Origin of the sequence: Flavobacterium sp. (genome assembly GCF_965657075.1) — a bacterium.
Taxonomy (GTDB): Bacteria; Bacteroidota; Bacteroidia; order Flavobacteriales; family Flavobacteriaceae; genus Flavobacterium.
Genome location: NZ_CBFHMV010000002.1, coordinates 73,447 through 85,774, shown reverse-complemented (window position 1 = coordinate 85,774; position 12,328 = coordinate 73,447). Strand labels below are relative to the sequence as shown.

Annotated in this window: 13 protein-coding genes; 5 read left to right on the top strand and 8 right to left on the bottom strand. The window is 30.1% G+C overall.

The genetic code is table 11. The features are described from left to right. Nucleotides 1-31: 31 nt before the first annotated feature. Genes ACTF56_RS01880 through ACTF56_RS01870 form a run of 3 tightly spaced genes read left to right on the top strand, consistent with a single transcriptional unit; the run spans nucleotide 32 to nucleotide 2,301 of the window. Entirely contained in the window at nucleotides 32-1,285 is a 1,254-nt protein-coding gene (locus ACTF56_RS01880) for a dihydroorotase (protein WP_438965210.1), read from the top strand. Continuing rightward, complete coding sequence (locus ACTF56_RS01875; RefSeq protein ID WP_438965209.1) at nucleotides 1,285-1,614, top strand: hypothetical protein; 330 nt, start codon at nucleotides 1,285-1,287, stop codon at nucleotides 1,612-1,614. Before ACTF56_RS01880 ends, ACTF56_RS01875 begins: the two co-directional genes overlap by 1 nt. 48 nt (nucleotides 1,615-1,662) lie before the next feature. Further along, a complete protein-coding gene (locus ACTF56_RS01870; RefSeq protein ID WP_438965208.1) occupies nucleotides 1,663-2,301 on the top strand; it encodes an alpha/beta hydrolase in 639 nt (212 codons plus the stop codon). Between the two features lie 3 nt (nucleotides 2,302-2,304). Here ACTF56_RS01870 and ACTF56_RS01865 read toward each other — a convergent pair whose 3' ends face one another. Genes ACTF56_RS01865 through ACTF56_RS01855 form a run of 3 tightly spaced genes read right to left on the bottom strand, consistent with a single transcriptional unit; the run spans nucleotide 2,305 to nucleotide 4,121 of the window. Then, the gene (locus ACTF56_RS01865; protein WP_438965207.1) at nucleotides 2,305-2,790 is read right to left on the bottom strand and encodes a hypothetical protein; all 486 of its coding nucleotides are present in this window, start codon (nucleotides 2,788-2,790) and stop codon (nucleotides 2,305-2,307) included. Nucleotides 2,791-2,819: 29 nt separating this feature from the next. Then, nucleotides 2,820-3,299 carry a hydrolase gene (locus ACTF56_RS01860; RefSeq protein ID WP_438965206.1) on the bottom strand — a complete coding sequence of 160 codons (480 nt, stop codon included), beginning with the start codon at nucleotides 3,297-3,299 and terminating at the stop codon, nucleotides 2,820-2,822. Nucleotides 3,300-3,356: 57 nt separating this feature from the next. Continuing rightward, on the bottom strand, nucleotides 3,357-4,121 hold the full coding sequence (locus tag ACTF56_RS01855; protein WP_438965205.1) for an MBL fold metallo-hydrolase: 765 nt from the start codon (nucleotides 4,119-4,121) through the stop codon (nucleotides 3,357-3,359). 85 nt (nucleotides 4,122-4,206) lie between these two features. On the opposite strand from ACTF56_RS01855, the gene ACTF56_RS01850 reads away from it, so the two are divergent. Then, nucleotides 4,207-5,658, top strand: a complete 1,452-nt coding sequence (locus tag ACTF56_RS01850; RefSeq protein WP_438965204.1) for a TonB-dependent receptor — start codon at nucleotides 4,207-4,209, stop codon at nucleotides 5,656-5,658. A 52-nt stretch (nucleotides 5,659-5,710) separates the two neighbouring features. Here ACTF56_RS01850 and bcp read toward each other — a convergent pair whose 3' ends face one another. Next, nucleotides 5,711-6,163 carry a thioredoxin-dependent thiol peroxidase gene (bcp, locus tag ACTF56_RS01845; RefSeq protein ID WP_438965203.1) on the bottom strand — a complete coding sequence of 151 codons (453 nt, stop codon included), beginning with the start codon at nucleotides 6,161-6,163 and terminating at the stop codon, nucleotides 5,711-5,713. A gap of 272 nt (nucleotides 6,164-6,435) precedes the next feature. Here bcp and ACTF56_RS01840 point away from each other — a divergent pair, with 272 nt between their 5' ends. Further along, a complete protein-coding gene (locus tag ACTF56_RS01840) occupies nucleotides 6,436-7,092 on the top strand; it encodes an endonuclease III domain-containing protein (protein ID WP_438965202.1) in 657 nt (218 codons plus the stop codon). A gap of 163 nt (nucleotides 7,093-7,255) precedes the next feature. On the opposite strand, the gene ACTF56_RS01835 is transcribed toward ACTF56_RS01840, so the two are convergent. The 4 genes from ACTF56_RS01835 to bglX form a co-directional block, all read right to left on the bottom strand. Continuing rightward, nucleotides 7,256-7,399: a hypothetical protein gene (locus ACTF56_RS01835; RefSeq protein ID WP_438965201.1), complete on the bottom strand. Its 144-nt coding sequence runs from the start codon at nucleotides 7,397-7,399 to the stop codon at nucleotides 7,256-7,258. 50 nt (nucleotides 7,400-7,449) lie between these two features. Continuing rightward, nucleotides 7,450-8,034 (bottom strand): RNA polymerase sigma factor, encoded by a 585-nt coding sequence (locus tag ACTF56_RS01830; protein ID WP_438965200.1) that lies wholly within the window; start codon nucleotides 8,032-8,034, stop codon nucleotides 7,450-7,452. A 229-nt stretch (nucleotides 8,035-8,263) separates the two neighbouring features. Then, a complete protein-coding gene (locus tag ACTF56_RS01825) occupies nucleotides 8,264-9,955 on the bottom strand; it encodes a family 16 glycosylhydrolase (RefSeq protein ID WP_438965199.1) in 1,692 nt (563 codons plus the stop codon). Nucleotides 9,956-10,029: 74 nt separating this feature from the next. Then, a complete protein-coding gene (bglX, locus tag ACTF56_RS01820; RefSeq protein ID WP_438965198.1) occupies nucleotides 10,030-12,243 on the bottom strand; it encodes a beta-glucosidase BglX in 2,214 nt (737 codons plus the stop codon). Between the last annotated feature and the right edge of the window lie 85 nt (nucleotides 12,244-12,328).

Here is a 12,328-nt window from a genome sequence, read left to right as displayed (position 1 = left end):
CTAAACAACAACACAACTAAACAATTTTCAAATGAAAAATGTTATACTAAAACAAGCAACCATAATCGATACTGAAAGTAAATTTCACAATCAAAAAATGGATATTACAATTGAAAATGGAAAAATAACTTCGATTGACAAAACAGCCAAAAATGCTAAAAACTTAGAAGAAGTTTCTTTGGATAATCTTCATGTTTCACAAGGTTGGTTTGATTCTTCTGTAAGTTTTGGAGAACCAGGTTTTGAAGATAGAGAAACTATTAGTAATGGATTAAAAGTAGCTGCAAAAAGTGGTTTCACAGATATTGCTTTGCAACCTAACTCCTATCCTATCATCGATAATCAAACGTCTATTTCTTTTGTAAAAAGTAAAGCGAATGGTTTTGCTACGAATTTACATCCTATTGGAGCTTTAACTAAAAATAGTGAAGGTGAAGATTTATCCGAATTATTTGACATGAAAAACGCTGGAGCCATTGCTTTTGGTGATTATAACAAATCAATGGATAAAGCTAATATTCAAAAAATAGCTTTACAATATGTTCAAGATTTTGATGGTTTAATCCTTTCTTTTTGCCAAGAAAAAACCTTGAAAGGAAATGGTGTTATGAACGAAGGAATTGTCAGTACCAAATTAGGTTTAAAAGGAATTCCAGCCATGGCAGAAGAAATTGATTTAATTCGAAACCTGTCGATTTTAGAATATACTGGCGGAAAAATGCATGTTCCAACTATTTCAACAGCAAAATCGGTTGCTTTAATTAAAGAAGCCAAAAAGAAAGGCTTAAATGTAACTTGTAGCGTTTCAGTCCATCATTTGACTTTAAATGAGACGGTTTTAGAAGGATTTGATTCGAGATATAAAGTTGCACCACCTTTGCAAACAGAGGCTAACAGAAAAGCTTTATTAAAAGGAATTACAGATGGAACAATTGATATGATAACTTCAGATCATAATCCAATTGATATTGAACATAAAAAACTAGAATTCGATTTAGCCAAAAACGGAACCATTGGTTTAGAAACAGCATTTGGAATGTTACAAAATGTACTTCCAACTGAAACAATCATAGAAAAATTAACAAACGGAAGAACAGTATTTGGATTAGAAAAAAATGCGATTGAAGTTGGACAAAAAGCATGTTTGAGTTTATTCAATCCAAACGAAAAGTCAACTTTTGCTAAAGAAAATATCCTTTCAAAATCTAAAAATTCAGCGTTTTTAGGACAAACTTTAAAAGGAAAAGTGTACGGAATTTACAATAATGGAAAATTAGAAATATAATGACTCCTAACGAAGAAATCAAACAAGGAAAAACAACTGCTTTAGTTAGTTATATTTTAATTGTTGGCGTTTTAATTGCTATGTCAATGAATGCTGATGACAAAAATAAATTTGCAAGTTTTCATATCAGACAAGCTGTGGGTTTAAATATTCTTTTTATTTCATTTGGACTAATTTTATCCAATTTTAATAATCCTTACATCTTACTTGGTTTTTGGATTTTTGTTTTAATTTTAGTCGTTTACGGAATTTCTACAGCAATAAACGGTCAACAAACACCTGTTCCTTTTATAGGTAAATTATGCCAAAAATACTTCAAAAATCTATAATTCAAAACTCATAATTCAAAACTCATAATTCATAATTCATAATTAAAAATGTCATTACATCATTTAGTAAGAGAACCTAAAGTTAAATTAGATAAAAATCCTGTATTATTTCTATTGCATGGTTATGGCAGTAATGAAGAAGATTTATTTTCTTTTGCAACCGAATTACCAAACGAATATTACGTAATTTCTGCTCGTGCACCTTATGACATGACGTATGGAAGTTATGCTTGGTATGCCATAAATTTTGATGCTGATGAAAATAAATTTTCAGATTTAAATCAAGCCAGAAGTTCTCGTGATTTGATTGTTGATTTTATAGATGAATGTGTTTCAAAATATGCCATTGATGCCGAAAAAGTGACTTTAATTGGATTTAGTCAAGGTGCCATTTTGAGTAGTGCAGTTGCTTTGTCTTATCCAGAAAAAATAAATCGTGTTGTAGCATTAAGTGGCTATTTAAACTTAGATATTGCAACAGAAAATTTTAAAGAAAAAGATCTTACCCAAGTAAAATTCTTTGTTTCTCATGGAGTTGTAGACCAAGTAATTCCAATAGATTGGGCTCGAAAAACAAAACCTGTTCTAGAAGGCTTAGGAATTGATGTTCTTTACAAGGAATATCCTATTGGCCATGGAGTTGCACCACAAAATTTTTATGATTTTAGAGATTGGTTGAATAACTAAATTTTATTGTTCTTCTGCATCAGTACTAATTACAGCTTTATTAGCAGTTTTTGCCGCTTGAAAAAGTATCGAATCTTTTACAGAAAAGGTATAATCTTTTTTCAATGAGAATTTTAATTCTTTGTTGGTAAAATCATCATTAATACTATTTCTGTTTAACAAAATAGCATCCGAAACATTAGGTAAAAATACTTCTGCATTTAAATTTGATGCATCAAAAATAACAAAAGCACTTTTTGCAGCTTCTAAATTTGTCAAATTATCAGTAGGATTTAATCGATACCCTTCTTCGATCAGTTTTATACAATTTTGATTAATTCTAGACCATTTGAAACCCGCATCAGCCACACATCCATTTTTATCTTTTTCATCTTCAATAGCCATTTCTGGTAGTTTTTCATCAACAGTATTGACACTACTAGGCTTCAAAATGTAATCACATGAAGTGGTAATAAATAGGATAGCTAAAAATAAAAAACAGTTCTTCATGTAGTAATTGTAAAAATAATTGCATTTGTTTAAAGAGTTGCTTCAAATAAAACGGTGTCCATTAATTCAAATTCGGTTGGTTTATCATCAACAATAAAGTATTTCAAAACTACTTCACCCCAAATTTTACCATTAGAAAACTCTCCAATAACCCAACGATGATTAACAAATTTAACTCTATTGATTAAAAAAGGCTTACCATCAATTTTATCATAAGGCACTAAAGGATTTCCTTCTTTAACCGTATTCAATTCATTAATATCTTCAGTTACTTTTGTTATAATTTGATTATGATCTAAACCTTTATTGTAAAAATATTCTTGAGCATATTCGTTGTTTTTTAAATCAAATTCTTTTTCCAAATTCAATAAAGAATCATTGGCTTTATTTTTAGTTCTAACTAATTTAAGTTCTTTTTCTTTAGCATCTAAAATTTTATTTGAATTGACATACTGAAAAATATTAATCAATATTGAAAAAATTAATATGTACAAAAAAGTATTTTTCATTTTTTTAGTTTTTATTTATTGAAGTAATTAGTTCTATTTTTAAAATTGATGTTTGTTTTATATTGTAATCTCTAAATTATCGTAAGCCAAATAAATGTTTTCAGGAAGCTTTTTTTGAACTTCTTCATGAAAACCTAACAAATGACTAATGTGAGTTAGGTAAGCCTTTTTTGGTTGAACCAAATGTATAAAATCTAAAGCTTCTTTTAAATTAAAATGTGTATTGTGTGGTTCTTCTCTTAAGGCATTAATTACTAAAACTTTAAGTCCTTTTAGCTTTTCTATTTCTTGGTCTTCTATAGTTTTGATGTCTGTCAAATAAGCAAAATCATCAATTCTGTAGCCAAAAACTTGTAAATTTCCATGCATGGCATTTATAGGAATTATTGTTTTTGATTGAACTGAAAAAGGTTGATTTGGCACAACTGAAAAAACATTTACAGAAGGTGCTCCAGGATATTTATTTTCGTTTTGAAAAATATAATCAAATCTTTTAGTCAAATTATCTAAAACTCTTTGATGTGCATACACCGGAATATTTCCTTGTTTAAAGAAAAAGGGACGAATATCATCCAAGCCAGCAGTATGATCTGCATGTTCATGAGTAAACATTATAGCATCAATTTGACTGCATTTTGAAGTTAGCATCTGTTGTCTAAAATCTGGTCCACAATCAATAATTACCGAAAAATCAATATCTTCAATCCATACAGAAACACGTAATCGTTTGTCTTTTAAATCATTACTTAAACACACAGAATGATTACTACCTATTACGGGTATGCCTTGTGAAGTTCCTGTTCCTAAAAAGTGTATTTTCAAAATGTTATATTTATACAAAAATAGCTAAAAAAAGTCATAAAATAATTACCTTTGTTTTAACGTTATATCATAAAAAAAAATTGTTTTGACAGAAATTAAATTAAGAGGTGACAAAGTCATTGAACAAGTACCTTCATTAAAGGATAAAGCCTTACGCATCAACCTAAATGAAAACATTTATGGAACTTTTGCAGAAATAGGTGCTGGACAAGAAACTGTTCGTCATTTTTTTAGAGCTGGTGGTTCATCAGGAACTATTGCAAAGGCAATGTCTGCTTACGACAAAGACTTTAGTGATGCTATTTATGGAGATGAAGATGATGGCAGATATGTTACTGAAAGCAGGTTGCGTAAAATGTTGGCTCATGAAACTAAACTTATAGAGCAACGTTTAAAAAGAGAAAATCATCCAAATAAAATGTTTTTTAGTTACGCCAATACTGTAGCTACTATTGATTTTGCAAAAAAATTCAAAGGGCATGGTTGGGTAGGAATTAATTATCAATTGGATGCCAATGAAGGGTATAACGAAATTATTTTACATATTCGTTTTAAAGAAACTGATGCTCGTTTACAGCAAGAAACTTTAGGAACTTTAGGAGTAAATTTAATTTATGGTGCTTATTACAAATACAACGATCCAAAAAAATTATTGCGTTATTTATACGATCATTTAGATAAGGATCAAATTGAAATTGATTCTATTAACTTTTCTGGACCTGTTTTTGAAGATGTCGACAATCGATTGATGAGTCTTCAACTGGTAAAAAATGGTATGACGGATGCCGTAATGTTTAATCCTGAAGGAAAAAACATATTACCAGCTGCACAATTATACAAAAAGAATATTCTTGCGCTTAGAGGTAGTTTTAGACCTGTAACAAAGGTTAATATGGACATGTTTCATCGTTCGTATGAAATGTTCATAGAAGAAAATAAGGTTGATAAGGACAATACTTACGTAATTTTTGAAATTACACTTTCAAATTTACGTTCTGAAGGTGAAATTGACGAGCGTGACTTTATGGATAGAGCCGAATTACTTTGTTCCCTTGGACAAACGGTAATGATTTCCAATTTTCAGGAATATTATAAAGTTGTTGAATATTTTTCCACTTTTACTAAAGCACGAATGGGATTGGCAATGGGTGTGAATAATTTAGTAGATATATTTGATGAAAAATATTACCGCCATTTGAGTGGTGGAATATTAGAAGCTTTTGGAAAACTTTTTTACAGAGATTTAAAAGTATATTTATATCCAATGGAAGGTGAAAATGGCGAAATTATTAACTCTCAAAACTTAAAAGTACATCCTAGAATGAAAGAATTATATAAATTCTTTGCTTATAATGGAAAGGTAGTAGATATAGAAGTTTTTGATAAAGAAAATCTTAAAATATTTTCAAGAGAAGTTTTACGAAAAATATGCGATAATGAAGAAGGCTGGGAAAGTTGTGTTCCTGAAGGTGTTCCTGAATTAATCAAAAAAGATAACTTATTTGGTTTTTTAGATCATTGTGAATATAGAAAATAAAAACTGAATTAAAAATCCTCACTTTATAAAAATGAGGATTTTTTTTTACCTGTTACCCCAAAATTTGAACCGCATGTTCTTTGGTTTTCACTTTGTCAATTACATCATCAATAATTCCGTCTTCATTAATTATAAAAGTGGTTCTGTGAATGCCATCGTATTCTTTTCCCATGAATTTTTTTGGACCCCAAACTCCAAAAGCATTGATGACACTTTTATCTTCATCTGCCAATAATGGAAATGGTAAATCGTATTTTTCAATAAATTTGGCTTGAGCTTTTGCACTATCGGCACTTACTCCTAACAAAGCATAGTTTTGAGCTTCAAATTTATTAAAATTGTCACGCAAATCACAAGCTTCAGCAGTACAACCAGGTGTGCTTGCTTTTGGATAAAAGAAAACTACTAATTTTTTTCCTTTGTAATCTGCTAATGTATGTGATTTTCCATCTTGGTCTAATCCTGAAAAATTGGGTGCTTTGTCTCCTTGTTTTAGTGTTGTCATATTTATTATATTTATGGTTTGTAGTTAATGGTTTATAGTTTGCCCCAGATAGTAGTGAAAAGCTTTTTGTGAAAGAATGCTATTTTTTGTTGTTGTAAAAAAGCGACCTAAGAAGCTCTTTTTACGACTTACAAAAAAAGTGTTTTTTGCAAAAACTTGCAACGTATAGCTGGATTAGGCTCAAATAAAAAATAATATTAAAACATTAGATTGATTTTTGAAATTGTAATTACCATTGAAATTGCTTAATTTTACTCTTCAAAAATACAAAAATGACTAAGAAAGAGCGAGCAACTTTTGTTATAAATACGTTAAATGACTTATATCCTGAAATTCCGATTCCGTTAGACCATAAAGATCCTTATACACTTTTAGTGGCTGTTTTGTTGTCTGCTCAATGTACCGATGTACGTGTTAATCAGATTACGCCAATATTATTTGCTAAAGCTGATAATCCGTACGATATGATAAAAATGAGTGTGGAAGAAATTAAAGAAATTATTCGACCGTGTGGTTTGTCGCCAATGAAATCGAAAGGAATTCATGGTTTATCGCATATTTTGATTGACAAATATAATGGAGAAGTACCACAAAGTTTTGAAGCATTAGAAACATTGCCTGCAGTTGGTCACAAAACCGCTAGTGTTGTGATGAGTCAAGCGTTTGGAGTTCCTGCTTTTCCTGTAGATACCCATATTCATCGCTTGATGTATCGATGGAATTTGACCAACGGAAAAAATGTGGTTCAAACTGAAAAAGATGCAAAAGCTATTTTTCCGAAAGAATTGTGGAATGATTTACACTTACAAATTATCTGGTATGGAAGAGAATATTCTCAAGCTCGTGGTTGGGATTTAGAAAAAGACATTATTACCAAAACCATTGGAAGAAAAAGCGTTATTAATGAATATAATAAGAAATTGAAGTAATTTCTAATTTTGGCATCACAACTTTAAACCAAGTTTTTATTGTAATCATTTTTAAACTTTGTAGTGAGCTTGGGTAATTTCCTTTAAATCAATTAAAAATTATTATGATTATGAACTTGTTTGAAAATAAAAAAATCCTGATAGTTTCTATCAGGATTTTTATTTAATTAGCAATTAATTCAAAATTTTGCTTCCCTACTTTGACAACATTTAAAGCTGCGGAATAACTCAAAATAAATTTAACTGTTTCTTTTTTTGGTAACATTTTTGTAGCTGCTAATTTTTTCTTAGAGTATAGTTTTGCCATAAAAAAATTGTTTTGTTTTTATTAAAACGACAAACTATTTTTAATATTGTTTAATTTGTTAAAATTATTTGATTTTTCTCCATAACTTTTCTCAAATTCATAATTGCATAACGCATTCTACCTAATGCCGTATTAATACTTACACCTGTTTTTTCTGAAATTTCCTTAAAACTTAAGTCTTCATACATACGCATTACCAAAACTTCTTTTTGATCATCAGGAAGCTCTAAAATCATTCTTTTAAGATCGTTTTCAACTTGTTCTGTAATCATTTGACCTTCTATATTTGAAGAAGAGTCTTTAATAAATTCGAAAATAGAATACGTTTCAGTTTCACGATTCATAGGCATTTTTTTATCTTTACGATAATGGTCTATGATTAAGTTATGAGCAATTCTCATCACCCAAGGCAAAAATTTACCTTCTTCATTGTATGACTTAGTTTTTAGAGTTTTGATTACTTTAATAAAAGTGTCTTGAAAAATGTCGTCAGCAAGATCTCTATCATTAAGTTTTGAATAAATAAATCCAAAAATTCGTGATTGATGTCTTTCTATTAAAGTAGATAAAGCAGCTTCATTTCCTTCAATGTATTGCTGCACTAATAATGCGTCAGGAGTTTGATTAATAGCCATAATAATACCTTTTAGTTTTGGGGTTAAAAAAAATCTAAAAAAAGTATTGTTGCTTTATAGGCTAAAGAATATTAATCGTTTATGGGTCAAATGTAATACATTTTGTTTTTAAAAACCAAATATATTTAAAAATTTTGTTAAAAATAATACCAATTATGCACCTTTTAGATGAAAAAGGTACATAATTAGTAAGAAAAATCGATTATAGTTACTACTATTCTGTATGAAATTAGTTTTTAATAATCTTAATTAGTTTCTGTTCATTTTCTGAGTAAATGTTTACTAAATAAATTCCACTTAAAAGTTTTCTAAGATCAAAAACATTAGTTTCTGACGAAAGATTTAAAATGGAACTTCCTGATAAATTATAAATTTCAATTTTATTTATTTTTTGATTTGTATTAAAATATAAATAATCTGAAACTGGATTTAAATAAGTCACATCATCTAAATTTGAAAATTGATTGACTCCTAAAGAACAATCATTACCTACAACATAGTTAAAATATTTTGTTACTGATAATCCGCCAGCGTAAGCAAATTTGACCGCATAGCTAATTGTTTGTCCTGCTGTTAAATTAGTAACTGTACTCGTAAAAATGTTTCCGCTAACATTAGTCATTGTAGTTTCTGTAAATGGACTTTGTTGCCATAATATGCCCACAACCCCTACTTTATCAGTATCTAATAATTCAAAAGTAATTTTTACACTATTTCCAATGGTTTCAAAATCATAACTATAACCTATCGAAAATGCCCCTTGTTGCGCAATAGAATCGGTGCCATTACAACCTAAAACAGCTGTTGTTGTTGCATTTAATACAATTGGGTTATTCACTGCTGCGTTTCCTGTTGCATCAGTTGCTGTTACTGTAAAAGTATAAGTCGTATTAGGAACTAAATTGGGAATTACAATTGATTTTTGGACTCCTGATGGACTAAAAGTGTTAATTGTAGTTCCGTTATAAGTTATGTTGTATGAAACTGTTCCTGAGTTATCGTTCCCATTTAATAACAATTCAACAGAAGAGCCTGAAATTGTTCCTAAATTAGCTGTGAAACTGGTTGGAGCTTCTGTATCAACCACTGTGTTTTGATAAACCCTTACATAATCAATAACCATTGAAGTTTCTGTAAAGTTAGAAGGAATAGTTCCTGCAAAACCACCCATAGCCACATTTAATAATAAATATTGTTCTGCATCAAATGGCCAAGTAGCTGCGTTTTTAACAGAAGGGTTATAGGTGTAATAAATAACACCATCCAATAAAAAAGTAATTTGATTAGGCGACCAGTTCATGGAATAAACATGATAATTATTTTGAATGTCACTTGCTTGAATTCCTCCTTTATTTACTGTATTTCCTGAAGATGAAGTAGTGTGAATAGCTGAACCCACATAATTTAAAGGCTGATTTGGAAAAATTCCGTGTTCCATGATATCAATTTCACCACAAGCAGGCCAATTTGTGGTTCCAAACGCTGCATCAAAAAATCCGCCATCTTCATTGATGTTTTTACCTAACAACCATAAAGCAGGCCAGGTGCCTTGCCCATTTGGAGCTTTTGCTCTAATATCAACTCTTCCGTATTTAAAAGAAAATTTTGAATTTAAACGAGCTGATGTGTATTGTTTTGTAATACCTTGACTGGTATAAGGTTCTTTTTTGGCAACAATATTTAGATTTCCATTACTTACAAAAGAGTTTGTTAATTCATTAGTGTAATGTTGTACTTCGCCATTGAACCAACTTCCACCAGCTGGAATTTGAGTTTGATGAAACCAATTGGTACTGTTTACCGCTCCATTATCATTAAATTCATCAGACCAAACTAAATCGTTATAAACAACGTCAATTTGAGCCAAACAAATGTTAGTGAAAAGGAAATACATTAGGATAGTTTTTATTTTTTTTATCATTTTATTTTTTTTTAATATTAGATTCTTTACTTAAACAATCTTTTGCTGAATATAAAATACATGTTATTTACGAACTAATTATAAGTGAAATCTAATTTCATTTGAGTTGCTGAACTTCCTCCAACAAAAAGATGAAAATCTCCTGATTCTGCTCCAAACCGACCATTTGCTGTGTAAAATTCTATTGTTTTTTTATTAATTTCAAATTCAACTGTTGTGGTTTCATTTGGTTTTAAAGTAATCATTTTAAAGTCTTTCAATTCTTTTACAGGTCTTGTATAACTTCCAATTAAATCTCTTATATACAATTGAACCACTTCTTTTCCTTCAAAATTACCTTTATTGGTTAAAGTAACAGAAGCTTTAATTGAACCCTCATTAGAAAAAGAATTTTTATCTAATTTAAAATTAGAATATTCAAAATTTGTATAACTCAAACCGTAACCAAAAGGGAATAAAGCGTCATTTTTTTCGTCAATATAGTGCGACCAAAAAACGCTATTGGGTTCACTACTAATCGGTCTTCCTGTATTTTTATGATTATAGTATACAGGAGTTTGGCTAGAACTTCTTGGAAAAGACATTGGTAATTTTCCACTTGGATTATAATCTCCATACAATACTTGAGCAATTGCATTTCCGCTTTGCGTGCCCAATTGCCAAGACTCCACAATAGCTGGAATATGTTTTGCAGCCCATGGAATAGCTAGAGGTCTTCCGTTAGCAAGAACTAAAACTATATTTTTATTTACCTTGTATACTTCTTCTAACATTTCTTGTTGTAAACCTGGTAATCCTATTTCAGTTCTGCTTCTACCTTCACCAGATTGCAAACCGTGTTCTCCTAAAACCATAATAACAACTTCTACATTTTTAGCTAAATCAACCGCTTCATTTATTCCTGTTCTGTCAGATGTATTAATTGGTGTTTCAAAAATAAAATCTGTTTCTCCAGTGGTTAGTTTTACACCTCTTGAAAATTGTACTTTATTTAAAGTATATTTATTCATACCTTCTAAAACAGAAACGGCCGAATTTTCTTCAGCTGCAAGTCTCCAACTTCCTAACGGACTCGTTTTGTCATCAGCTAAATCACCAATTAAACCGATGGATAATCCAGATTTTTTTAGAGGTAATAATTGATTATCGTTTTTTAACAATACAATTGATTTCTTAGCCATATCTAAAACTCCCTCAAGAAATTCTTTTTTTCCTACAGTTTCAAGTTCTCTCTGTTCATTGCAATATTTATATGGATCATCAAATAAACCTAGTTCATATTTTACGGTTAAAACTCTTTTTACAGCTTCATCAATTTTTTTGATATCTACTTTTTTTTCAGCTACCAACTCTTTCAAGTAATCGACATAAGCATAAGATTCCATATCCATATCAGAACCAGCATTTATGGCTATTTCCGCTGCATGTTTACTATCTTTAGCATAACCATGATTTATCATTTCACTAATAGAACCCCAATCTGAAACTACAAAGCCTTTAAAATTCCATTTTCCTTTTAAAACATTTCTTTGTAAATATTTATTACCCGTTGCTGGAATTGCATTTAACTCGTTAAAAGAATTCATAAAAGTTTTTACATCAGCTTCAATAGTAGCTTTAAAAGGTGGAAAAATTATATTTTCTAGAGTTTCGTTATTTGTATCTACAGTATTATAATCTCTACCAGCTTCAGCAAATCCATAACCAGCAAAATGTTTAGCACAAGCTGCAATTGTTTTTTCTGAGGATAAATCATCACCTTGAAAACCTTTAACTCTGGCATATGCAATTTTACTTCCCAAAAAAGGATCTTCACCTGCACCTTCCATAACTCTACCCCAACGCGCATCTCTAGTGACATCAACCATGGGTGCAAATGTCCAGTTGATACCTTCTGCGGCAGCTTCTTCAGCAGCCATTTGAGCAGAATTTTTAATTGCTTCTAAATCCCAACTAGCAGCTTCTGCCAAAGGAATTGGACTAATTGTTTTATGTCCATGAATTACATCAAAACCAAACAAAAGTGGAATTCCTAAACGAGTTTGTTCCACTGCAATTTTTTGTAGTGCCTTAACTTCTTTTACCCCTTTTACATTTAACATGGCTCCTACCCAACCATTTTTTAGATGTTGGTGTTTTTTTGCTGCCTTTCCTTCAATTGGAGATGGTCCAGTAGCATTCCAAAATCCATTGTACTGATTTAACTGTCCTATTTTTTCTTCAATTGTCATTAATTTTAGTAATGAATCAACTTTAAATTCAATAGAAGAATTTGTAGTGGTTGACATAGTATTAACCGTAGAACAATTAATTAGAAGCAAAAATAAAAATGTGATAAAAATGTAATAATGTAATTTTCTCATTGAGTTGAGT